This window comes from Faecalibacterium sp. DFI.5.82 (assembly GCF_029076575.1).
In the GTDB taxonomy this organism is placed as follows: Bacteria; Bacillota; Clostridia; order Oscillospirales; family Ruminococcaceae; genus Faecalibacterium; species Faecalibacterium duncaniae.
In genome coordinates this window covers 1-23,365 of the sequence record NZ_JARFIS010000012.1, presented here as the reverse complement: position 1 = coordinate 23,365, position 23,365 = coordinate 1, and the positions used below count along the sequence as shown (strand labels likewise).

Annotated in this window: 26 protein-coding genes and 3 pseudogenes; 23 read left to right on the top strand and 6 right to left on the bottom strand. The window is 50.2% G+C overall.

Annotated elements, in window-relative coordinates; translation table 11 throughout:
- Positions 1-120 precede the first annotated feature (120 nt).
- The 11 genes and pseudogenes from P0G09_RS13330 to P0G09_RS13280 all read left to right on the top strand — a co-directional run.
- Positions 121-255: pseudogene (locus P0G09_RS13330) on the top strand (Maff2 family protein); the annotation flags it as partial.
- A 196-nt stretch (positions 256-451) separates the two neighbouring features.
- Complete coding sequence (locus P0G09_RS13325) at positions 452-811, top strand: PadR family transcriptional regulator (protein ID WP_005937450.1); 360 nt, start codon at positions 452-454, stop codon at positions 809-811.
- Complete coding sequence (locus P0G09_RS13320; RefSeq protein ID WP_005937453.1) at positions 808-1,266, top strand: DUF1700 domain-containing protein; 459 nt, start codon at positions 808-810, stop codon at positions 1,264-1,266. The genes P0G09_RS13325 and P0G09_RS13320 overlap by 4 nt, the downstream gene beginning before the upstream one ends.
- Positions 1,267-1,268: 2 nt before the next feature.
- Positions 1,269-1,706 (top strand): DUF6591 domain-containing protein, encoded by a 438-nt coding sequence (locus tag P0G09_RS13315; protein WP_005937456.1) that lies wholly within the window; start codon positions 1,269-1,271, stop codon positions 1,704-1,706.
- Between the two features lie 11 nt (positions 1,707-1,717).
- Positions 1,718-1,900: pseudogene (locus P0G09_RS13310) on the top strand (cysteine-rich KTR domain-containing protein); the annotation flags it as partial.
- Between the two features lie 791 nt (positions 1,901-2,691).
- On the top strand, positions 2,692-3,039 hold the full coding sequence (mobC, locus tag P0G09_RS13305; RefSeq protein ID WP_044953234.1) for a plasmid mobilization relaxosome protein MobC: 348 nt from the start codon (positions 2,692-2,694) through the stop codon (positions 3,037-3,039).
- Entirely contained in the window at positions 3,011-4,645 is a 1,635-nt protein-coding gene (locus tag P0G09_RS13300) for a relaxase/mobilization nuclease domain-containing protein (RefSeq protein WP_044953233.1), read from the top strand. The genes mobC and P0G09_RS13300 overlap by 29 nt, the downstream gene beginning before the upstream one ends.
- A gap of 186 nt (positions 4,646-4,831) precedes the next feature.
- Positions 4,832-5,023 (top strand): hypothetical protein, encoded by a 192-nt coding sequence (locus P0G09_RS13295; RefSeq protein ID WP_005937470.1) that lies wholly within the window; start codon positions 4,832-4,834, stop codon positions 5,021-5,023.
- Entirely contained in the window at positions 5,013-5,765 is a 753-nt protein-coding gene (locus P0G09_RS13290) for a phage replisome organizer N-terminal domain-containing protein (RefSeq protein WP_158365285.1), read from the top strand. Before P0G09_RS13295 ends, P0G09_RS13290 begins: the two co-directional genes overlap by 11 nt.
- Entirely contained in the window at positions 5,762-6,589 is an 828-nt protein-coding gene (locus P0G09_RS13285; protein ID WP_015528425.1) for an ATP-binding protein, read from the top strand. Before P0G09_RS13290 ends, P0G09_RS13285 begins: the two co-directional genes overlap by 4 nt.
- A 12-nt stretch (positions 6,590-6,601) precedes the next feature.
- On the top strand, positions 6,602-6,799 hold the full coding sequence (locus P0G09_RS13280; protein WP_005939431.1) for a transposon-encoded TnpW family protein: 198 nt from the start codon (positions 6,602-6,604) through the stop codon (positions 6,797-6,799).
- 58 nt (positions 6,800-6,857) lie between these two features.
- Here P0G09_RS13280 and P0G09_RS13275 read toward each other — a convergent pair whose 3' ends face one another.
- A complete protein-coding gene (locus tag P0G09_RS13275) occupies positions 6,858-7,565 on the bottom strand; it encodes an AAA family ATPase (RefSeq protein WP_005939429.1) in 708 nt (235 codons plus the stop codon).
- On the opposite strand from P0G09_RS13275, the gene P0G09_RS13270 reads away from it, so the two are divergent.
- The 10 genes and pseudogenes from P0G09_RS13270 to P0G09_RS13220 all read left to right on the top strand — a co-directional run bounded on the left by P0G09_RS13270 (position 7,564) and on the right by P0G09_RS13220 (position 16,646).
- On the top strand, positions 7,564-9,177 hold the full coding sequence (locus P0G09_RS13270; protein WP_275252893.1) for a recombinase family protein: 1,614 nt from the start codon (positions 7,564-7,566) through the stop codon (positions 9,175-9,177). The genes P0G09_RS13275 and P0G09_RS13270 overlap by 2 nt on opposite strands.
- A 28-nt stretch (positions 9,178-9,205) precedes the next feature.
- Complete coding sequence (locus tag P0G09_RS20890) at positions 9,206-9,481, top strand: hypothetical protein (RefSeq protein ID WP_342760535.1); 276 nt, start codon at positions 9,206-9,208, stop codon at positions 9,479-9,481.
- Positions 9,482-9,560: 79 nt separating this feature from the next.
- Positions 9,561-10,427 carry a CD0415/CD1112 family protein gene (locus tag P0G09_RS13255; protein WP_275252892.1) on the top strand — a complete coding sequence of 289 codons (867 nt, stop codon included), beginning with the start codon at positions 9,561-9,563 and terminating at the stop codon, positions 10,425-10,427.
- A 13-nt stretch (positions 10,428-10,440) separates the two neighbouring features.
- Positions 10,441-10,803 carry a PrgI family protein gene (locus P0G09_RS13250; protein ID WP_275252891.1) on the top strand — a complete coding sequence of 121 codons (363 nt, stop codon included), beginning with the start codon at positions 10,441-10,443 and terminating at the stop codon, positions 10,801-10,803.
- On the top strand, positions 10,778-13,144 hold the full coding sequence (locus P0G09_RS13245; protein ID WP_275252890.1) for a DUF87 domain-containing protein: 2,367 nt from the start codon (positions 10,778-10,780) through the stop codon (positions 13,142-13,144). The genes P0G09_RS13250 and P0G09_RS13245 overlap by 26 nt, the downstream gene beginning before the upstream one ends.
- Complete coding sequence (locus tag P0G09_RS13240; RefSeq protein ID WP_275252889.1) at positions 13,137-14,894, top strand: C40 family peptidase; 1,758 nt, start codon at positions 13,137-13,139, stop codon at positions 14,892-14,894. Before P0G09_RS13245 ends, P0G09_RS13240 begins: the two co-directional genes overlap by 8 nt.
- 12 nt (positions 14,895-14,906) lie before the next feature.
- Positions 14,907-15,179 carry a DUF4315 family protein gene (locus tag P0G09_RS13235; RefSeq protein WP_112091926.1) on the top strand — a complete coding sequence of 91 codons (273 nt, stop codon included), beginning with the start codon at positions 14,907-14,909 and terminating at the stop codon, positions 15,177-15,179.
- On the top strand, positions 15,163-15,897 hold the full coding sequence (locus tag P0G09_RS13230) for a DUF4366 domain-containing protein (RefSeq protein ID WP_275252888.1): 735 nt from the start codon (positions 15,163-15,165) through the stop codon (positions 15,895-15,897). Before P0G09_RS13235 ends, P0G09_RS13230 begins: the two co-directional genes overlap by 17 nt.
- A gap of 61 nt (positions 15,898-15,958) precedes the next feature.
- A pseudogene (locus P0G09_RS13225) lies at positions 15,959-16,276 on the top strand (toprim domain-containing protein); the annotation flags it as partial.
- Between the two features lie 88 nt (positions 16,277-16,364).
- Complete coding sequence (locus tag P0G09_RS13220; protein WP_217285589.1) at positions 16,365-16,646, top strand: DUF6061 family protein; 282 nt, start codon at positions 16,365-16,367, stop codon at positions 16,644-16,646.
- Between the two features lie 165 nt (positions 16,647-16,811).
- On the opposite strand, the gene P0G09_RS13215 is transcribed toward P0G09_RS13220, so the two are convergent.
- The 5 genes from P0G09_RS13215 to P0G09_RS13195 all read right to left on the bottom strand — a co-directional run bounded on the left by P0G09_RS13215 (position 16,812) and on the right by P0G09_RS13195 (position 20,537).
- Positions 16,812-17,411 (bottom strand): hypothetical protein, encoded by a 600-nt coding sequence (locus tag P0G09_RS13215; protein ID WP_217285590.1) that lies wholly within the window; start codon positions 17,409-17,411, stop codon positions 16,812-16,814.
- 51 nt (positions 17,412-17,462) lie between these two features.
- Positions 17,463-18,527 carry a hypothetical protein gene (locus P0G09_RS13210; RefSeq protein WP_217285591.1) on the bottom strand — a complete coding sequence of 355 codons (1,065 nt, stop codon included), beginning with the start codon at positions 18,525-18,527 and terminating at the stop codon, positions 17,463-17,465.
- Between the two features lie 224 nt (positions 18,528-18,751).
- The gene (locus P0G09_RS13205; protein ID WP_223383317.1) at positions 18,752-19,138 is read right to left on the bottom strand and encodes a hypothetical protein; all 387 of its coding nucleotides are present in this window, start codon (positions 19,136-19,138) and stop codon (positions 18,752-18,754) included.
- A gap of 171 nt (positions 19,139-19,309) precedes the next feature.
- A complete protein-coding gene (locus P0G09_RS13200) occupies positions 19,310-20,005 on the bottom strand; it encodes a DUF4367 domain-containing protein (protein WP_217285592.1) in 696 nt (231 codons plus the stop codon).
- A complete protein-coding gene (locus tag P0G09_RS13195) occupies positions 19,998-20,537 on the bottom strand; it encodes a sigma-70 family RNA polymerase sigma factor (RefSeq protein ID WP_223383315.1) in 540 nt (179 codons plus the stop codon). The genes P0G09_RS13200 and P0G09_RS13195 overlap by 8 nt, the downstream gene beginning before the upstream one ends.
- 80 nt (positions 20,538-20,617) lie before the next feature.
- Between P0G09_RS13195 and P0G09_RS13190 the strand changes: the two genes are divergently transcribed.
- Both P0G09_RS13190 and mobQ read left to right on the top strand, forming a co-directional pair.
- Positions 20,618-20,941 (top strand): DUF3847 domain-containing protein, encoded by a 324-nt coding sequence (locus P0G09_RS13190; protein WP_005924694.1) that lies wholly within the window; start codon positions 20,618-20,620, stop codon positions 20,939-20,941.
- A 263-nt stretch (positions 20,942-21,204) separates the two neighbouring features.
- Positions 21,205-22,788, top strand: coding sequence for a MobQ family relaxase (gene mobQ, locus P0G09_RS13185; protein ID WP_154256859.1), 1,584 nt, complete (start codon positions 21,205-21,207; stop codon positions 22,786-22,788).
- Positions 22,789-23,365: the final 577 nt, after the last annotated feature.

Here is a 23,365-nt window from a genome sequence, read left to right as displayed (position 1 = left end):
TTTTTTACCCTGGCCCAAAAGGCGCGCCAGCAAATCAGCGCTTGCCGCAGTTTGCGGCAGTTCATCACTGGATTTCAGGTGTGTGCAGGGTCACTTTTTCAAAACAAAGGAGATGCAATTATGGAATTTTTCAACAGTGCAGTGGATGTTCTGAAGACTCTGGTCGTTGCTCTGGGTGCCGGTCTCGGCGTTTGGGGTGCCATCAACCTGCTGGAAGGTTATGGCAACGACAACCCCGGCTCCAATGCTCATGGTTAATAAAGAAGCACAACAAAACAGGACAAGGACAGTCAGCCCCGCCGCTATTCCGAGCAAGGCAAATTATAGGGTAAAGTCTAAAAAGCATTTGTAACATTTCTATAAACTCTATTGACTTGAACACCTCCGGGAGTTATAATATGTTTTGCTATTTAGGAACGCTAAATAGCAAAACTAAAGTGAGGTAGAGAGTATGGATAACAGGTATGTGCAGCAATTCAAAAAAGGCTCTCTTGAAATGATACTTTTGTGCTTGATCGGACGCAAAGAAACCTACGGCTATGAAATCATTACAGAGCTAAATAACAGCGCGTCCGTTTTGGGCTATGCAAAAGAGGGAACGATTTACCCTATTCTGTATCGTTTGCAGGAAGCCGAGTTAATCCAATGCCGATTAGCCCCGGCAGCGGCAAATGGCGGATCAAAAAAATACTACTCCCTTACCCATAAGGGCAGAGAGGTATTAGACGAGCTGATTTTATTTTGGGCGAGCTATGAAAGTTGTGTAAATGGCTTTATTGCCACCTATCAAACAGCGGAGGTATCAGAATGAAAGAGCAATACATTAAGCAAGTGGAAAAGGAATTGAGTTTAACACGCAAAGCAAAAAAAGAGGTCGTGCGTGATCTGAATGAAGTCTTTGCTTCTGCGTTGGAGCATGGCGAAACGGAACAACAGGTAATCGAACGGTTAGGCACTCCCAAAGAGTTTGCAGAGAATACCGCCGAGCAGTTAGGCATTGACAGCGCAGCACCGCAGAAACGGAAAGGGATTATTTCGAGCGTTGCAGCCCTTGTCGTTGCCGTTGCAGCGTTTGTGATTTACGCCACTACCCAATCCGGGAAAGTGCCGGACGGGGCAATCGGACAAGCAGACGCAATGACAAACATTCAAGTTGAGGGAGCTTTTGGATTTGACGCTTCACAAATCATTTTGGCAGTCGGTGTAATCGCGGTTACAATCGCAATCATTCAGATTATCCGAACCGTCCGCAAAAACAGGAGGTAGCTATGAAAAAATTTGTTTCAATAATCGCTATTTTACTTATGCTTTCTTTGGCTGCCTGTTCCAATCAAGATACGCCGTCCGCTGCGGATAATCCAAGCAATACACAAACAGAAAGCAATACCATGCTTGACGCGGGTGTATGGCCTGTGAATGAATACACCGAGGGGCTTCCCGTCCCGTCCGGTACGGTCGGTTGGGCTATGCTTGATACGGAACATGAGAATTGCAGTATCAGTATTGTGGATATAAGCGAAACCGACTATAACGACTATTTAGAGCTTTTGAAGCAAGAGGGGTTTTCTATAATAGAGGAAGTGTCGGAAGAAATTGAGGGACAGGACTATGTTTCTATCGGTACGCTTTTGTCAAATGGCGAAAAGGGATTGAGTATCAGCTACATTCCCGATAACTTCACAATTTACATTTCTTTCCTTAAATAATGAAAATTAAAATGATTAAATCGCCTGATAGGTGGGTGCTTTGCCCTATTTGTGGAAATAAAACACGAACAAAGATACGCCCCGATACAATACTTGAAAATTTCCCTCTGTTCTGTCCGAAATGCAAACAAGAAACACTAATCAGCGCAAAAGATTTGAATGTAGCTGTAATCCCACAACAAATAGCGGAATCAGCCGGAGCAGTCAACGGTCAAGATGAACGGCGTATAAATGCGCCGCCGTTGACAGCCCTGCCTGTTTCCGCTGATGGGTAATCAAGGGAGCGACAGACTAAAGTGCTGTCGCTCCCCTCACATTATGGAAATGAAAATTGAATATCGACCAAGCTGCAACGCCACAGATTTTTTGAAAGTCCGTGGCGTTTTTTTTGCGCCCATTTTTGGCAGACCGCACATTCCTGTTGTTGTAGAAAGTGACGGGGAAATTTGCCCAAAACGGTCTTGCGTACCGTAGTAGTGATGAAAAGAATACCGCAGCCATTTGGAAGAAAGGTATGGGGCTACCGTAGTAGTGATGAAGAAATCCAAGGGAGCGTTTGGCATTTTCCATTTCCGTCCGTAGAAGAAAGCAAAACCACAGCGGGCAGGACACGCCACCGCAATCGCTATATTGACGGAAACAAGCCAAGCCGCCCCCTGCGGATTGCCGCAAAGTCAGCCGTAGAGGAAAGCGGCAGTTTCTTAGAGCAAGATTCTACCACGGTGCCAAAATCCGCATATCTGCGGTTTTGCCCCTGCGGTAAATCTTGTTGGGGAGTGCCTTCCCCAAACCCTGCTATGCGGCTTGCGCCGCAAAAAATCTTCCGAAACCGTTTGGCAATTTTGCTTTTTTGGTGGTGTGGGTAGTAAAAGGGGCAGCTTGCCTTTTTCAGACCACCACGCCGGAATACCACGCACAGAAAGGAGTGATACCCATAGCCAAGAGATACAACACGCCCCACCGCAGCCATGTAGTCAAGACCCGCATGACCGAGGAAGAATACGCCGACTTCACCGGGCGGCTGGAGCATTACGACATCAGCCAAGCCGAGTTTATCCGGCAAGCCATAACACGGGCTACCATTCGCCCCGTTGTTACCATTTCCCCGGTCAATGATGAACTGCTTGCCGCCGTTGGGAAGTTGACCGCCGAATACGGGAAAATCGGCGGCAACCTCAACCAGATCGCCCGCGCCCTCAACGAGTACGGCACACCCTACAACGCACTATCCGGCGAGGTACGGGCAGCCATAGCCGACCTTGCCGCCTTGAAGTTTGAAGTCTTGCGAAAGGTAGGTGAAGCGGTTGGCAACATTCAAACATATCAGCTCTAAAAATGCCGACTACGGCGCAGCCGAGCAGTATTTGACCTTTGAGCATGACGAGTTTACCATGCGCCCCACCCTTGATGAAACCGGGCGGCTTGTTCCCCGCGAGGACTATCGGCTTGCCACTTTGAACTGCGGCGGCGAGGATTTTGCCGTTGCCTGTATGCGCTCCAATCTCCGCTATGGCAAAAACCAAAAGCGGGAAGATGTGAAAAGCCACCACTATATCATTTCCTTTGACCCACGGGACGGGACAGACAACGGATTGACCGTTGACCGGGCGCAGGAGTTGGGCGAGAGATTTTGTAAAGCACACTTCCCCGGACACCAAGCCATTGTCTGCACCCACCCGGACGGACACAACCACAGCGGCAATATCCATGTGCATATCGTCATTAACAGTCTGCGGATTGAGGAAGTACCCTTGCTGCCCTACATGGACAGACCGGCAGATACAAAAGCCGGGTGCAAGCACCGCTGCACCGACGCAGCTATGGAGTATTTCAAAGCCGAAGTCATGGAGATGTGCCACTGGGAAAACCTCTATCAGATTGACCTCTTGCATGGGAGCAAAAACCGGGTGACGGAGCGTGAATACTGGGCGCAGCGGAAAGGGCAAGCCAAGCTGGACAGGCAGGCCGCAGCACAAGCCGCCGCTTTACCCGCCGGGGAGCAACCGCCCAAGCCCACCAAGTTTGAAACGGACAAGGAAAAGTTGCGGCAGATTATCCGAGCCGCCCTGTCCTCTGCTACCAGCTATGACGAGTTTTCCGCTTTACTTCTCCGGCAGGGCGTGACTGTCAAGGAGAGCCGGGGGCGATTGTCCTACCTCACGCCGGAGCGCACCAAGCCCATCACCGCCCGGAAGCTGGGGGACGGTTTTGACCGCACCGCCGTACTTGCCCTTTTGGAGCAGAACGCCCACAGAGCCGCCGAAAAAGCCGCAGCCATACCCGAATACACCCGCACTATCCGGGAGCGATTACAGCAGGGAAAAACAGCGAAAACCGCCCCGAAACAGGGCGCTATCCAGCGCATGGTTGACCGGGAAGCCAAGCGAGCCGAGGGGAAAGGCGTGGGCTATGACCGCTGGGCGGCTGTCCACAACCTCAAACAGATGGCGGCTACCGTTGCCGCCTATGAGCAGTACGGCTTTACTTCCCCGGAGCAGCTTGACGCAGCCATTACCGCCGCTTATGCGGATCTCCATGACAGCACCGCAGAACTGAAAACCCTTGAAGCGGCGTTGCAGGACAAAAAGGAGTTGCAGGGCTATGTCCTGCGCTATGCCAAGACCAAAGATGTGCGGGACGGATTGAAAGCGCAGAAATCGGACAAGGCAAGAGCTGCCTACCGACAGAAGCACGAAAGCGACTTTATCATAGCGGACGCAGCCGCCCGGTACTTCCGGGAGCATGGCATAAAGAAGCTGCCAACCTACAAATCCCTGCAAGCCGAGATTGAGCAGCTAACCGCCGACAAGAACGCCCGGTACAACGATTACCGGGAGAAAAAAGAGCGTGTCCGGGAGTTGCAGACGGTCAAGGGCAATATCGACCAGATGATGAGGGGCGCACCGAGCCAGCAGAAAAGGCACGAACATGACCGATAAACACCGCCCCGAAATGATACCGAAACCATACAAAAACAGGGGTATGCCCTGCACCCTACCCGCAATACCACCCGGCATTTTCAAGGGGCTTACAGGGCAGAAAATCCCCGAAAATGACACCGGGAATATACAGATTTACCGCCTATCCTGCTACACCGCAGGAAACGGCAGAAAGGAGCGTCACCCATGCCACGCATGAGCAAGAAGCGGCGGCTTGAATGGTCTTTCTTCCTCAACCACCGCAACCGTATCACCTACAACGACCTATGCCGGGGCTGTACCCACGACTGCAAGCAGAGTTTCCGGGCTATCGTGGTACTCTGCCCCCGGTATTACTCCAAACGCTGGAAAAAGGAGGACACCGCCAATGTCAGATAACCGCAAATATTACTACCTCAAGCTGAAAGAGAACTACTTTGACGAGGACGCTATCGTGCTGCTGGAAAGTATGCAGGACGGTATCTTGTACTCCAATATCCTCTTGAAGCTGTACTTAAAATCGCTGAAGAACGGCGGGAAGTTGCAGCTTGACGAGAATATCCCCTACACGGCGCAGATGATTGCCACCATTACCCGGCAGCAAGTCGGCACAGTAGAGCGTGCTTTACAGATTTTCTTGAAGCTGGGGCTTGTAGAGCCGCTGCAAAACGGCGCACTCTACATGAGCAATATTGAACTGCTGATAGGGCAATCTTCCACCGAGGGGGAGCGCAAGCGCAGGGCAAGGCTTGAACTGCAAAAAGCCCTGCCAAAGCATGGTGCGGACAAATGTCCACCATATCAAGCGGACATTTGTCCACCAGAGATAGAGATAGAGAAAGAGATAGATATAGAGTTAGAGAAAGAGAGAGAGGGAGATATAGGACACCCCGCCCCCGCCGCCTATGGCAGATACAGCAATGTTTTCCTGTCTGATACAGAACTTGCGGAACTGCAAGAGGAATTACCCGGCAAATGGGAGTTTTATATTGACCGTCTTTCCGGCTATATCGCTTCCACCGGGAAGAAATACCGAAACCACGCTGCCACAATCCGCAGATGGGCGGCAGACGATACCGCAAAGGCAGCCCCGAAACAGGGCATACCCGATTACACCTACAAGGAGGGACAGAGCTTATGACGAATGATTTTGAAAAGGTTTTCGATACCGCAGCCGAGCCGCAGGACTACACCGGGGAGGACGGGCTTTTGTACTGCGGCAGTTGCCGGACACCGAAAGAAGCATATTTCCCGGCAGATAAAGCCGCCCTGTTCGGGCGTGACCGCCACCCGGCAGAGTGTGACTGCCAGCGGGCGAAACGGTTAGAGCGTGAAGCCGCCGAGCAGCGCAGGAAACACCTTGACACCGTAGAGGACTTGAAACGCCGGGGATTTACCGACAGCAAAATGCGGGAATGGACTTTTGCCAATGACAACGGCAAATGCCCCCAAATGGGAATGGCGCACAGCTATGTGGAGCGTTGGGAGCAGATGAAAGAGGGCAACCACGGCTTGCTGCTATGGGGCAAGGTAGGCACAGGGAAAAGCTATTTTGCCGGGTGCATTGCAAACGCCCTTATGGAGCAGGAAATCCCCGTCCGCATGACAAACTTTGCCCTTATCCTCAATGACCTTGCCGCCAGCTTCGAGGGGCGCAACGAGTACATTGACCGCCTTTGCCGCTACCCCCTGCTTATCATTGACGATTTTGGAATGGAACGGGGGACGGAGTACGGTTTGGAGCAAGTCTACAATGTGATTGACAGCAGATACCGCAGCGGCAAGCCGCTGATCGTCACCACCAACCACACGCCGGATATGCTGGAAAACCCGCAGGACACCGCCCACGCCCGTATCTATGACAGACTGATTGAAATGTGTTCCCCTGTCTGCTTCACGGCAAAGAATTTCCGAAAGGAAGCCGCAAAAGCCAAGCTGGACAGGCTGAAAGAACTGCTGAAATGAAAGGAGTTGCCTATGACCGATAAAAAGCACCGCACCGCCAGCCCCACAGACCGCCGCCCGGATTGCGTGACGGAAACCCGCATGGGTAACACCGTCCTCATTGTTTCCGGCTTTTTCAAGAAAGACACCACCGCCACCGCAGCCGACAAGATGATGAAAGTGCTGGAAGCGGAAACCGCAGCCGCACCAAAGCCGCCCTATACTGCATGAGCCGGGGGTATGAGAAAAGCGGTCATGCCGGGGAGCATGACCGCTGGAATGGGAGTGATTATAACGCCGCTATTTCATCTGCTATCTGATTTGGCGAACTGTTAGAAACATCAATCCTTTTTGTATATAACAGTCGGTACTTCGGAAGATATGAAATGCTTTTTTCAATAATTGATGGCAAACGAACACCCTGCTCTATATCTTTGCGCAGTCTTTCGCTCAATACATCAGGGTCACAAACCAAGGAAACGCAATAAACCTTGCAATCTTTATGGTCTAACCTTGATAGAATGTCGTCAATTATACTCTGTTCGTGCATTACCCAACAAAAAATGATGTTGTCATATGCAGAACAATGAATGAAGTTGTTAAGCAAATGACTAATGTTATCTATAACCATAATTTTTGTTTCTTCTGTAACTTGAAATGGGTCAGAATCCCAGCACCAATCGCCATCAAGGAAAACGCTGTTTGATAATTTTGTTTTTAAGATTTGTGCTACTGTTGTTTTTCCAACACCCATTGCCCCGCCGATTAAATATATTTTCTTCATGTGGCTATTCTCCCGCTTAATAATTGCTTTGACAAAAGTATAGCACAGAAGTATGAACTTTTCTACCGCTTGTGTGACATGACAAGCCTTTTTTGAAAAATCGTCATTATGACAGGCGATAAAGAAGCAGAAACCACTATACAGACCGCCGCCCCGTATGGTACAATCTTTGTACGGAATAGCGGGGCGGCTGTCGGAAATGGAGGAAACCATGATTAGACAGACCACCCAATTAGCACCCGTTACCGCCCTTTACGCAAGATTGAGTAAAGATGATGAATTGCAGGGCGAGAGCAATTCCATATCCAACCAAAAGCGCATTTTGGAAACCTATGCCCGTGACAATGGATTTTTGAACTACCGTTTTTTCGTTGACGACGGATGGAGTGGGGCGAACTTCCAAAGACCCGGCTTTATGGAAATGATGGATTGCGTGGAGAATGGCGAGGTAAAATGCGTCATTACCAAAGACCTATCCCGCATGGGGAGGAACTACCTGCAAGTCGGAATGTTTACGGAAATCACTTTCCCCAAGAAAGGCGTCCGCTTTATCGCCATCAATGACGGAGTGGACAGCGCACAGGGCGACAACGACCTAACGCCGCTAAAAAATCTTTTTAACGAATGGATGGTGAGAGACACGAGCAGGAAAATCAAGGCAGTTTTCAGAAGCAAGGGCATGAGCGGCAAGCCCATTACCAGCCAGCCCGTCTATGGCTACTTAAAAGGCGAGGACGGACGCTTTATCATTGACGAGGAAGCCGCCCCGGTAGTCAAGCAGATATTCAGCTTGTGCCTTGCCGGGAACGGCCCGACCAAAATCGCCCGTATGCTCACCGAGCAGGAAATCCCCACGCCGGGGACGCTGGAATACCGCAGGACGGGCAGCACCCGCCGCTACTACCCCGATTACCCGTACAGATGGGCGACAAATACCGTTGTCCATATCCTTGAACGCAAGGAGTATCTGGGGCATACGGTAAACTTCAAGACCGAGAAAATCTCCTACAAAGTGAAGTCCAGCGTAGAAAACCCGGAGGAAAAGCAAGCGGTATTCGAGAACACCCATGAGCCGATTATCGACCTTGCCACATGGGAACGGGTGCAGGAGTTACGCAAGCAGCGCAAACGCCCCAACCGCTATGATGAAGTGGGCTTGTTCTCCGGCTTGCTGTTCTGCGCCGACTGCGGCAGCGTCCTCTACCAGCAGAGGTATGAGAACAAGACAAGGCGGCAGGACTGCTACATCTGCGGGAACTACAAGAAGCGTGTCAAGGACTGTACGGCGCACTTTATCCGCACCGACCTTTTGACAGCGGGAGTGACCGCCAATCTGCGGAAAGTGACCGACTATGCGGCAAGGCACGAAAAGCAGTTTATGAAGCTGCTGATCGAGCAGAACGAGGACGGGGGCAAGCGCAGAAATGCCGCCAAGAAAAAGGAACTGGACGCAGCCGAGAAGCGCATAGCCGAGTTGTCCGCTATCTTCAAGCGGCTTTATGAGGACAGCGTGACCGGGCGCATTTCTGATGAACGGTTTGCGGAGTTGTCGGCAGACTATGAAGCCGAGCAGCGGCAGCTTAAAGAGAGAGCCGCCGAACTGCAAGGGGAACTTGCAAAGGCGCAGGAAGCCACGGTAAACGCCGAGAAGTTTATGAACATTGTCCGCAAGTACACCAGCTTTGAGGAACTTACCCCTACCCTGCTGCGGGAGTTTATCGAGAAAATCGTAGTGCATGCGTGCAGCTATGACGAGAACAAAAACCGCAGGCAGGAAATTGAAATCTATTATTCTTTTGTCGGCAAGGTAGACTTGCCCGAATAATGCCCGACCTGTCCGGCACAATGCGCAAGTGCCGGATAGGAACGGCAAAAAATTTTACACTTCTATTGCTTCTTTATATTACACAACCAAAAAGTCAGGGCATGAAGCAGCTGATGGCTGGCGGCGGCGTTGCCCTCATCGGCATCACCCTGATCCCGCTGCTGAGCGGTCTGTTCGGCTAAAAACTGCGGGCGGCATCTGCCGCCCATACATATTGCTCCAACTCACCGTGGCTAACGGTTTTTGTACTTGTGGAGCGAATTTTCAAGCCATACGTTCTATCAAAAAGGAGTTGTTTCTATGAATTTTTTGACGAACCTCATCTTTGTTCTCAACCTGCTCAAGACCCTCATCAACCATTTCTTTTAAGGTGGTGGCTCTGAGTGGAAACTGTTCTCAAAGCGATTTCAGATTGGATCAAGTCGCTGCTGACTGCGGCCATCATGTCCAATCTGTCCGGCCTGTTTGATGATGTCAATACACAGGTGGGCAGCATCGCACAGCAGGTCGGCACAAAGCCATCCAATTTTGAACCGCGCGTTTTCGCCATGATCGAAGCCCTCTCCCGGAATGTGGTGCTGCCCATTGCAGGCGTGATTTTGACCTTCATTGCCTGTTATGAGCTGATTCAGCTCATCACAGAGCACAACAACATGGCACAATTTGAACCTGCGCTGCTGATGAAGTGGATCTTCAAGACTGCCGTTTCGGTCTGGATGATCTCCAACACTTTCGACATCATCATGGCGGTGTTCGACGTGACGCAGCAGGTGGTGGCAAATTCCAGCGGCATCATCAGCGGCAACACACGGGTGAACGACATCGGGCTTTCCATGCTGCAATCCAGCATGATGCAGATGGACGTCGGCCCCCTGTTCGGGCTGTTCTTGCAGTCCTTTTTCATCGGCATTACCATGCGCATCCTGTCCATTGTGATTTTTGTCATCGTGTACGGAAGAATGATTGAGATATATTGCATGGTGAGCCTTGCGCCCATCCCCATGGCAACATGGGGCAACCACGAGCAATCGCACATGGGGCAGAACTACCTGAAATGCCTGTTTGCATTGGGCTTTCAGGGTTTCCTCATCCTCATCTGCGTGGCAATTTATGCCGTGCTGATCCAGAGCGTAGCGATTTCCGGGGATGCCATCAACTCCATTTGGAGCATTGTGGGCTACACCGTTCTGCTTTGTTTCAGCCTGTTCAAGACAAGCTCCGTGACAAAATCCGTCCTCGGAGCGCATTAAAGGAGGTGCTTGATTGGCAGCTTATATTTCCGTGCCGCGCGATTTCAGCAAGGTGAAGTCCAAAGTAGCCTTCAACCTGACCGCCCGGCAGCTTATCTGTTTTGGGGCAGCGGCAGTCGTAGGAGTGCCACTGTTCTTTGTTCTGCGGGACACCGCAGGCAATTCCGGTGCTACCCTCGGCATGATGGCAGTCATGCTGCCCATGTTCTTTCTGGCGATGTACCAGAAAAACGGACAGCCCGCCGAAAAGATCCTGCGGTACTACCTTCAGGCACGTTTTGTTCGCCCGAAGGTGCGTCCGTACAAGACCCGCAATTACTATGCACTGCTTATGAAAGGAGATGAAGCCCATGATCCCGTTTCTGAAAAAGAATAAGGACGGCAAGAAGCCGCCCAAGTCCACAGTGCCCCGCACGGCACAAGAGAGCATCCCGTTCCAGCGGATGTTTGAGGATGGCACTTGCCGTGTCCGTCCCGGCTACTACACCCGCACCATCCAGTATCAGGACATCAATTATCAGCTTGCTCAGCAGGAGGACAAGACGGCCATTTTTGAAGAATGGTGCTCGTTCCTCAACTTTTTTGATTCGAGCATTCATTTTGAACTTTCGTTTGTGAACACTGCCACGGACAGCGCAGATTTTGAAAAGTCCATCCGTATCCCATACCAGCAGGATGGTTTTGATGATGTGCGTGCTGAGTATTCCCAGATGCTGCGGCAGCAGCTTTCCAAGGGCAACAACGGCCTGACCAAGACCAAATTCCTGACCTACGGCATCGAGGGTGACAGCATGGCGCAGGTCAAACCCCGGTTGGAGCACATCCAGAACGACCTGATGAACAATTTCCACAGACTTGGCGTTCTGGCTAAGCCGCTGGACGGTACGGAGCGTCTGCGGCTGATGCACGGGATGCTGAACATGGACGGAGCCAATAAGTTCCACTTCAACTGGAAAGACCTTGTGCCCAGTGGTCTGTCCGTAAAGGATGCCATTGCACCCACCGCGCTGGCGTTTAAGAACAGCCGTACCTTTCAGATGGGCGGCATCTTCGGGGCGGTCAGTTTTCTGAATATCACGGCTTCTGATTTGAGCGACCAGCTTTTGAAGGACTTTCTGGATATGGACTCCAGCCAGATCGTCACCATGCACATCCAGTCCGTTGACCAGAACAAGGCTATCAAAACCATCAAGCATACGATTACTGAACTTGATAGATCAAAGATCGAGGAGCAGAAAAAAGCCGTCCGCGCCGGATACGACATGGACGTGTTGCCGTCCGATTTAGCGACTTACGGGCGGGATGCAAAAGCCCTGCTGAAAGAATTACAGTCGCAAAACGAGCGGATGTTCCTTGTCACTTTTCTGGTGCTGAACACCGGCAAGACCGAGCAGGAACTGGAAACCAACGTGTTTCAGGCGGTCAGCATTGCCCAGAAGCACAACTGCGAACTGTGTCGGCTGGATTTTCAGCAGGAGCAGGGGCTTATGTCCTCGCTGCCGCTGGCAGACTGCCAGATCGAAATTCAGCGGGGACTGACCACCAGCAGCACGGCAATTTTTGTGCCGTTTACTACGCAGGAGCTGTTCGACAACGGTAAGGAAAGCCTGTACTACGGTTTGAACGCCCTGTCCAATAACCTGATTATGGTGGACCGCAAAAAGCTGAAAAACCCCAACGGTCTGATTCTGGGCACTCCCGGCTCTGGCAAGTCGTTCAGCGCAAAGCGAGAAATTTGCAATGCTTTTCTCGTCACGGATGACGATATTCTTGTGTGCGATCCTGAGTCGGAGTATGCTCCACTGGTGGAACGTCTGCATGGGCAGGTCATCCATATCAGCCCTTCCAGCACCCAGTATATCAACCCCATGGACATCAACACAAACTATTCCGAGGAAGATAATCCGCTGGCTTTGAAAGCCGATTTTATTCTTTCCCTTTGCGAACTTGTAGTCGGCGGCAAAGAGGGGTTGAAGCCTGTGGAGAAAACGGTCATTGACCGCTGCGTCCACAAAATCTATGCTCCTTACTTTGAGCACCCCTGTCCCGAAACCGTGCCGATGCTGGAAGATCTCTACAATGCTCTGCTGACGCAGGATGAGCCGGAAGCCCATCATGTTGCAGCTGCTCTGGAAATCTACGTCAAGGGCAGTCTGAATATCTTCAACCACCGCACCAACGTGGATATCGACAACCGCATCGTCTGCTATGACATCAAGCAGTTGGGAAAGCAGCTGAAAAAGCTGGGTATGCTCATCGTGCAGGATCAGGTCTGGGGCCGTGTGACCGCCAATCGCTCCGTTGGCAAATCGACCCGATACTACGCCGATGAGTTCCACCTTTTGCTGAAAGACGAGCAGACAGCCGCCTATTCCGTGGAGATTTGGAAACGTTTCCGTAAGTGGGGCGGCATCCCGACAGCCTTAACACAGAATGTGAAGGATCTGTTGGCAAGTCCCGAAGTATCGAATATTTTTGAAAATTCGGACTTCGTTTATATGCTGAATCAGGCCAACGGCGACCGGCAGATTCTTGCGAAACAGCTTAATATTTCGCCCCATCAGCTTTCCTATGTGACCCACTCCGGCGAGGGCGAAGGGCTGCTGTTTTTCGGCAACGTGATCCTGCCCTTCGTTGACCACTTTCCGAAAGACCTTGAACTCTACCGCATCCTGACCACCCGCCTGTCGGAAGTTGTGGAGGCAAAGCATGAATAAGAAACAGCCGAAGCTGAAATTTGAGGAGGACAAGGAACGCACTGCAACACGCTCCCCTCCGAAAAAGGAAAAGGTGGAGCAGACGCAGCCCCGAAAGAAACTGAAACTGGATGCCGACAAAGCTGCCGAAAAAGCACAACATCTACGCTTTGGCAAAGCCGAGATCACCCCGGACGAAGCATCCCGCATGACAAAAGCCCAGAAACGAGAGATGTACGCTTCGGCCATTGCCCGGTCTGCGGCTCACCGGGAAGTTGACCAGTATGAGGATGATAATGTCGGCACGCAGGCTCTCAACGAGGGACTGAAAACAGAAGAATCTGCTGCGGATTTTTCCAAAAGCCGCTATTCTCGTAAGCTCAAGAAGAAAGCCAAGCTCCAAGCAAAAAAGAAGTTCAGAGCTACAAAATCTTCTGCCCATGAGCCGGACAAGGTACAAAATGCAGGAGAGGCCAACGTCATTCATAGTGACAGCGGCGAGGGTGGTTCCAACTGGCTTTCCCGGTGGCGGCAGAAACAGGACGTTCGCAAAAGCTACTATGCTGCTGCCCGGTCGGGCGGCACCGCAGCACAGACCGCTGGCGGGCAAAAGATCACATCCAGCGGTGCATCTGCCACTAAGTCCGGTGTAGAGCAGGTCATTGATAAGGGCAAGTCGGCTGTCAGCACTGCCGTCAACGGCATTGCCAATTTTGCAAAGAGCAACGCACACGTTTTGGTGATCGTGGGCGTTTTTCTTTTGCTCCTGATGCTGGTCATGTCGGCATTTTCGTCCTGTTCCATTCTGTTCTCCGGCACCACGCAGGTATCCGGGCAGACCATGTACTCTGCCGAGGATCGGGACATCCGGGGCGCAGAACAGGACTACAAAAAGCTGGAAAAGGAACTGGACAAAAAGATCAAGCACACTCCCACCGACCACCCCGGCTACAACGAGTACCAGTATCACCTTGACCCCATCGAGCACGATCCGTGGCAGTTGACCTCATTTCTCACGACTCTGTACGACGATTACACTCGGTCAGAGGTGCAGGGCAAACTGAAGGAAACCTTCAAAAAGCAGTACAAGCTGACCACATGGGTGGAGGTGCAGATACGGTATAAGACCGTGTGGGTCATCAGCCCGGCAGGAATCCCAATTCCTACGCAGGTGCCCTATGAGTACCGCATCTTCCACACCAAGCTGGTGAACCGTGGCTTGGAGGTAGTCATCCGGGAGGAACTGGACAACGACCAGTGGAAACGGTACGAGATCTTTCAGGATACCTTGGGTGGCAGACCCTACCTGTTCAACGGCGGTCTGCCGCCCGGTGGCTCCGATGGCTCCGGCGCACCGGGCATCGACTATCAGGTGCCGGCAGAAGCACTGACCGACAGCGAATTTGCCGCCATCTACAAGGAAGCCCAAAAGTATGTGGGTACGCCCTATGTGTGGGGCGGCTCCACCCCGGAAACCGGCTTCGATTGCAGCGGCTACGTCTGTTGGGTTTACAACCAGAACGGCTACAATGTCGGGCGCACCACGGCCAACGGTCTTTGGAATAAATGCCAGCACATCTCCGAAGCAGAAGCAAAGCCCGGAGATCTGGTTTTCTTCAAAGGTACCTACGACACCCCCGGCATGAGCCATACTGGAATATATCTCGGAAACGGTATGATGGTCAGTGCCGGAGACCCCATCAAGTACGCCAATATCCACTCGTCCTACTGGCAGAAATACCTGTCAGGATTCGGGCGGCTATCCAAATAACAGGAGGACAATATGAGCGAAAAACTCGATAAACTGCGCGCTTCACTGGAAAAAGAGAAGGAACGGCGCATCAAGATCAACAATCGCATCGAAAGTCTGGAGCGGCGGATTCAGGAGGCCGAAGCCGCCGAGGTCAACGAGATGGTTCGGACGGCAAAGGTCACGCCGGAACAGCTTGCCGCCCTGCTGCGGCAGTCTGCAACTTCCACCCCGAACCCGGCTGCGCTGTCCGCAGTCGGTGCTACCATTGATAAGGAGGACCCCGATAATGAAGATGATGAATAAGGTATGTGCGCTGGTGCTGTCGGTGGCACTGTGCGCTGGCATGGCAGCTCCTGCTTTTGCCTATGACGGCGAGCCTGTGGAGGAAGTGGAACAGCCTGTCCTGACTGCTGCCACCGAAGAGGAAGAGGCTGTCACCGTGACCGATGAGGAAACCGGTGCTCTGACCCCGGAGGGCAATCTGACGCTGGTGGACGATTACCACACTGACTACTCCGATGGCAGCGGACAGCAGTTCATTACGCTGGTGTCGAAGTCGGGAGCCACCTTTTATCTGGTCATCGACCGCAATGCCAAGGGACAGCAGACCGTCCACTTTATGAACCTTGTGGATGAAGCCGACCTGCTCTCCCTGATGGAAGATGAAGATGCCGAAGCCTATACCGCCGAAAAGGAAGCGGCGGCGCAGGCAGCGCAGGAGCGCAAACAGGCCGAAGGGGATGCGAAAAAGGCTGCGGAAGAAGCGGAGGCATCCGGTTCTGAACAGACTGGTGGCAACAAAGTTACGAAGTATGCTGCCACATTCTTAGGCGTACTGGCGCTGGTCGGTTTGGTTGCTGGCGGCGGCATTTACACCTTTATGAAGCAGAAGCAGAAAAAGCAGGCCGAAAAAGAAGCTCTTGACCCCGATGCAAACTACACCGAGGACAAGGGCGACTTTGAGATTCCTGTGGAGGATGAACCGGAAGAAACCGGCGAGGAAGATACCGAACCCATCTGATTTTAAGGCGGCGTTTTGCCGCCGTACATATTGCAATCAGAAACAGATTGGAGTGATTTTTATCGCAAAATTAGTCGTGGCGGAAAAGCCATCCGTCGCTATGTCCTATGCAAAAGTCCTTGGCGCCACCAGCCGCAGAGACGGCTACCTTGAGGGCAACAGCTATCTCGTCAGCTGGTGCGTGGGTCATCTGGTGGAGCTGGCTCCACCCAATGTTTACGATGCTAAGTACGTCAAGTGGAGTATCGCTGATTTGCCCATTCTGCCGGAAAGGTGGCAGTATCTGGTGTCTGCCAGCACCAAAAAGCAGTTCGGCATCCTGCAAAAACTTATGCAGCGCCCGGATGTGGACAGCGTGATCTGTGCTACGGACGCAGGATAGTGCGGATAGGTGACTTAAGGAAAAGAAAAAAGAGACCTCATCTCGTTGAAAATCAAATTTCAAAGTCATTAAAGGAGCTATTCAAATGAAACGAAATCAGAATTTCGATCATAATCACTCTCAAAAAGTGCTTTCCTGCCACTATAACATGGACACCAACCGGGTGGAAGCCCGATTTGAAGATGGCACCACCCTTGCCATCGACTGTATCGCCGTTGAGGACGAATACGGCAATACCCCGGCACAGCGAGCTGAACTTGACTGGCTGCTGTACAACAATCCGCTGGAGTACGCACAGATGGTGCTGAGCGGGGAGATAGAGCACTACCTCACGCTCGGCTGTGATCATGGCAAACTGAAAGACTAACCTCTAAATAGACCAAACAGCCCTCTACCTGCAATCTTTGCAAATGGAGGGCTGTTTGCTTATTTTAAATTTTCCCTTTGCTCATGGTAGTGCAAAATCAACTGCCCAATGACCAAAGAAATCATAAACATCAGGCAAATCCACTGGTCACTTATAAATATCCTTCTAAAATTCAATGGATTTTGCTATTTCTAACACCTGTTCTTCCGACACAAAATTCGATTCGAGTTCAACCGCTACAAAGCATTCTTTCTCATTATTATATGAGAGAATGCCCCAGTTGTTCACCGGTTCAACGCTTGCACCATCCTGATAAACTACCGTTGTAAGTGCAGTCGTTCCATATTTGTTTGTTTTGACCACCTCATACCTGCTGTCTGTATCAAATCTGTACACTGATCCAAGCCGAAGTGCAGAATATACGACCTGCACAGAATCTTTATCTCCCTCGTATGGTTCATAATTGCTGTAACCAATTGCACCGATTAGTGTGCGATTACTGTCATAAATGTCATACACGGTGTACAGCGGATTCAATCCAGCAAGTATGAGCGGCTCAAGTTCGGTGCCCGACTTCTTTGTTTTCTCCTGAAATTCCCACCCTTGTGGGAGTGTAATCGAAATCGTACTGCCAGATTGTCCGGACCCTTGTGCAGCGAATTCAATTTCATGGCTTGGAATTTTTTCATCTTTCAAAAAAAGGAAAGCTCCCAAAAGTACTACAACGCCAGTGAACATCATCAAAAACGCTTTTTTGTTTTTCATATTCTAGCCTCGAAAACCTTTTGCTGTTTATCTATAAAAAGCAACTAGCGATTAATTGATTTTGACAATGCCAACGGACGGATTATTGTAGGATGAATTATCATAGTAATAATGAAGAATCTCTGTATATGTATACGACTTTGTACTTGCAAGATAATTCGAGCCATTCTGACGCAGTCGCCCAGAATTTTTACCATCCGTATTAGAACTTCCTGCAAAGTAAGACGTAAAAAACAGTTGTCCACCAGAACTCACAAGCTTTTTGCCATCGACAGCATTGATTGCATTTGTGATTGCCGGTTTCGTTTGATAGCTGCTTTTATATGCAACATCGCCATACTTTATATCACAGCCCTCAGCAGAACGATACCCAGCGGCATGTGCCCACCAACCACACATCTTGATAGCCATAACATTGGCTTTGATTGCCTCATCGTAATACCCCATATTTCCGATTTCATTGTAGGTAACATTTTTCAGATAAGTTGAGAATGCAACATTTTTGACCGCTCCCTTCTCATCTTTTACCTTAATGTAATCCGGTTGACTTTGATAAGAAACAAATCCATAACTTTGTCTCGATACCGTAACACCGGCTGGAACGCTTCCGAGATCGCGTGGACATTTGCAAATGCCTCCGATTTTCCAACCACTTGCTTCTCGAATCATCAGTACAAGACTAAAGTTTGTGCCGTTCCCGAAATATTCGCCCGTTTCGGTTTCCATATCTGTAATAGTCTTGTAGCAGGCATAATTTGTGCCAGAATCATAGTACCGGTTAAATTCATAATATTTCGGAGCATAGACGTTGTTTACTTTTTCAGCATAAAGCAGTTCGGCTTTATCAATATCTAAAAGCCCCAATCTTTTAGCCTGGTTAAATACATTCTGCGCAAATTCGCGATAGTATCCATATACCGAACTTGCGAAATAATTTACCCAAGACTCATGGTCTGTTGGAGAGAACGATTCAAAAAAATTTTTCAGAACATCTTTGGGATTCTCGGAAGCTGTTGTAGCAAAAGCAGTATTGCCCAAATTCAGTGTTACACTTGCCGTCATAATACTTGCTACACTCAGCTTCATAAAATCCCGGCGGTTAATCTCGTTATTCATAAAATATCCTCCATTACTTTTTGCATCCGCACATCCATATCGAATGCGATAATGTTTGCCGTTTCTTTCTCTTGATATTTTCTTCTCAGCAATAATCACCTCTGCACTGGAGCCACCCTTTCTATTTTATAAAATTACAGCTAGATATCAGACAACTCGCGTTGGTCTCTCCTTTACAATTACCTCCCACCTTTCTAATTTGTTGAAATATATAACAGTTTCACTTATCTGCTGGTACTGCCAGTAATGGTTTCACTCCGCCCATCGGAATAGCTAAAGGTTGCAGAATACTCCAGCCTGTAAGATTTTCCAGGCTTAGTGTTAAAGCTACTGCTCACCATGCAGGTTGAGGTCGTGCTGCTGTTTGAGCAGCTACTTACTTTTTGCCATGTTCCAATTGTCCCCTTTTCATAGAGAACGCCTGAAACGCTGATTTTCTTTACTCCAGTTCGAGTCTGGGCATCAACCTGATAGTATGTTTGGTAAATAGATCCGTTGACCGTACTATCGCCTACATACCGTTCAGACTTTTCAGCGGCCATTGCGGTGCAGGCAAAGCTCAAGAGAATCACCGCTGAAACAACAATGGACAACAAACGCTTTTTCGACATAGACATACACCTCCGTTTTTTTGCTCCCATCAAGAGCCTTTGTATAATCAACGCAATTCGCATTCGCTTCGTTTCAATTTTCAGGAGAAAATTTTTCAAATTTTCCATCTTTGTAAGTTCAGACAAAAAGAAAGCCAGACATTTGTGAACTCTCACAAGTGTCCAGCTTTCTTAACGGATACCTTCCGCAATTTTCATAATCTCATCGTATGGAATGTTTCCCATAACGGTATGTGTAATCCCCCGATGTTCCCAACTTAGAGTATAAACATTCTTTCCATGTTCATCCGTACTGGTTCCAAGTACACCATCTGCTTCTCCGACCTTTACGGTTTCGTACACTGTATGCTCATTATCAAACAGGGACTGCCGCCCTGGCTGGATAATTGAGCAACGGACTGTGTAGCTTTCCTCTGTTTCTTTTGACGAGTAAACATGTAAAAAGTTTTCTGCTCGCTCAAATTTCTGCACATCGTCCATTTCAAAGCCGTTCGGCACATAATGGTCGCTGTATCCATCCGGGAGCCACTCCAGCGGTTCGCCATCCACCTGATAAGTCAGCTGCATCTCAATGGGCAGAAATTTTTGAATCATCGTATAGACTGCCCTGCGGAAATCAGCGCTGACCGCAAGAGCACCAACCGTCAGCATTACGAGTGTCAATGCCGCAATTAGTACTCGTTTCAACACTGGGTGGTGCTTTTTCTTCTTTAAGGCCTCTGTCATTCGTTCGTCCCATTGGGACGTATCTGGGTAGATTTCCTCAAACTGCTTTGGCGTTGGAAGCGAATCCAGTTCTCTTTGCGCATCTGCACGAAGTGCCATCATCAAAGCCGCATCAAATGAAATGTCTGTCCGCTCACTCATGGCTGTTCATCTCCTTCCATAATAGTTTTCGTCCTCGAAAGAGCCGTGTTCGTACCACTTCATCCGTTAATCCCAGCGATTTTGCAATCTCACGGTTTGTATATCCCATTGCCAAAAGGCGTAGCGGATCACGGTACATCGGTTTCATTTGGCCAATCAGTTCTGTTAGACGTTCAATGTTATCGGTGCTAACTGCTGCATCATCCGGCACCGGAGCGGCATCTGGTTCGTTTGGGACATCTTCCAGCAATTCTTCTCGTTGTTTGCGAAGCATATCATATGCACGGCTTCTACTACAACTAACGAGATAAGCAGCGAGTTCGTGACAGTTTTCTCGATGAATTTTAGAAAAATTTTTTGCAACGTACAAAAATACCTCTTGTAGCACATCCTCTGCCAGATACGAATCATCCATGATTTTGTAAGCGGTATGGTAAACCAGCCGTTTGTATGTATTGTACACCTCGGTAAAATCTTCTTCAAAGTTTCGATCATCAAGCACACTTAGATATAACGCAAGCAACGCAGTCACCTCTATTCACATTGATTGTGTGTAGTGTACCACGAACCAATAAAAATGTCGAATACAACCAACTTTTGAAAAGGAGCGTGATGCCATTGACCCAACCGAAAACCGATCTCGCCTATCTCCGCAGCGAGAAAGCCAAAGCAGAACAGCAGCTGCGCTACTACCAGCACCGGGAGAAAATTCTGGAACACCAGATACCGGAGCTGACCCGCAAGGCCCGTGTGCATCGGCTGTGTACCCGTGCCGGAATGCTGGAAAGTTTTCTGATTGCGCCGGAAGAACTCACCAACGATCAGGTGATGGAGCTGCTGAAAATTGCGTTCCGTCAGCCGGAAGTTGCGCTGGCTCTTGCAAAGATGATTCACGACCTGCACGAAAGCCGCAGCGTTCCGCACCCTTTAGAATAAAGGGCGCAATTATACACCGTTCCGGTGAAATTGCGGTCTTGCAGACGGCTCGATGAAATCGAAGCTGGCGTTTGTGCGCCAGCCCGATTCCATCCCAAGGAAAACTGCATTTTCCTTGCGCTGCTTTGCAGCTATCCTTTTGCGGCTCCCGCCTGAGATCGAAGCGCATGGCACTCCGTTCTAAGGCGGCGAGCAAAACCGAATACAATTCCAGACCGTTCACCAAGAGCAATCTTGCTGGGCGGTCTTTTTGTTTGGGGGTGATGCCTATTCCGTGTCCGCATTTCAAAATTACCATCGTCAAGCGCAGCCAAGGGCAGTCCGCTGTTGCCGGGGCCGCTTACCAAAGCGGCGAACGGCTGTTCAGCGAGTACGACCAGAGAACAAAATTCTACAACAAGAAGAAAGAGCTTGTCCACGCTGAGATCATGCTGCCATCCTATGCGCCGCCCGGATATGCAGACCGGGCGACCCTCTGGAACGCCGTAGAAGCTGTGGAGAACCAGTGGAACTCCCAGCTTGCCCGGCGCATCGTGCTGGCGTTCCCGGTGGAGGTGCCGAAGGAGCAGTATTTGTCCATGATAAAAGAGTTTTGTCAGGAGCAGTTTGTTTCCAAAGGGATGATTGCCGACTTTGCCATCCACGACAAGGGAGATGGAAACCCACACGCTCACATTCTGCTGACGCTCCGGGCAATAGATGAACACGGCAAGTGGCTCCCGAAAGCCAGAAAGGTGTACGACCTTGACGAGAACGGTGAGCGCATCCGGCTCGCTTCCGGCAACTGGAAGTGCCACAAGGAAAACACGGTGGACTGGAACGACCAGAAGTATGCCGAGGTCTGGCGGCATGGCTGGGAGACCATTACCAACCGCTATTTGGAAGCGGCTGGCCGCCCGGAACGTGTTGACCTGCGCTCCTTTGAGCGACAGGGCATCCAGCAGATACCGACCGTGCATCTCGGTCCCGCCGCACACCAGATGGAAAAGCGTGGAGTGGAAACTTTTCTCGGCAACCTGAACCGGGATATTCGCGCCGCCAATAGCCTGATGCAGTCCATCCGCAGTGCGATTCGTGGGCTGCAACGCTGGATCGCAGACCTGAATGAAAAGAAGCAGATTCTTTTGGATGCACTGGAACAAGCCAAGGAGCCAATGCTGTCCGACCTGCTGGTGGATTACTTCAACCTCCGCAACGAGCAGCGCAGCGATTGGTCTGGCAAGGCAAAACTGAAATGCACTGTCCGAGACTTTGAGGAAGTCAAACGGGCGGTGGACTATCTGAAAGCCCATTCTCTGAACACCATCGAGGATCTGGATACCGCAATTTCTAACCTGAACCAGACCGCCGCCCCTCTCCGTAGGCAGTTGAAGCAGAACGAAAACCGTATGCGGGCAATCGCCCAGATCAAGGATGCTGCCGCCGCCCATGCCAAGCTGAAGCCCATCCACGACACCTTTATCAAGAAGAACTTCAAGTTGACCAAGGACGCTTATGCCGCCCAGCACAAAGAGGAGCTGGACACCTTTAATAAAGCTGTCCGCACTCTGATGAAACTGAACGGCAGCACAGCGGTAGATTTTTCGGCATTGGATGCCGAATTTTCTGCGCTGCAATCCGGCAGCGCAGAACTGCGTACCAAACTGGAAACCTTGCAGCCGGATGTCTCTGCCCTGAAAAATATCCGCAAGTATATCGACATGGTGCTGAATAAGCAGCAGCTTTCCACACCGGGCGGCAAGCCCCCGGAGAAGGAATCGGTGCTGAAACAGCTGGAGCAGCTTCAGCAGAAAAAGTCCAACTACAAAACGATTTCTACCACCCCAAACCGCGAAGAATCGCTCTAAACGATCTTTCTGTCACCGATATGCCGTTGCAATCAGTGGCAGAAGTACATAATTCATTTGTTTTTTGCTGGCTTTTGGCTATTCTCGCTGGCTAGTGAGTAGAGGCGTACTTTTAAGGCAGAAATTTTCTCCAACACCCCCCATTTTAGGCCACTTTTTCTGTTAATAGTAGAAGCGCCTCTTTGAAAGCCGGTCATTTGTGACCTTTTTGTTAATTCTCAAAAAGATGGTTGTCTTTGGGCTGTTTTCGTTGCCTACCTATTGAGAGGATTTTTTCAAAAGCGGAGATTTGGTCTCAAGAATTACAATTCAATTACAAGTTTCTCACCAATGCTACGAAACAGGCGTTCTCGATGCCTACCAAGTGTAGGGCATCTTTTTCAAGACCACTTTCAACTTCAGGCACTGCCGCTGCTGCAAAGTTTCGTCCTCCGTCGGTCGCCCATGGAGCAATGTTATTTTAATCAAGCAGCCACTTCAACTATATTTTCCAAAAACTTTTCAACAAATTTCTTTTTCGGGCTACTTTTGGGCCGTTTTCGATGGCTCGTAAGTAGAGGGACAATTTTTCGGAAGC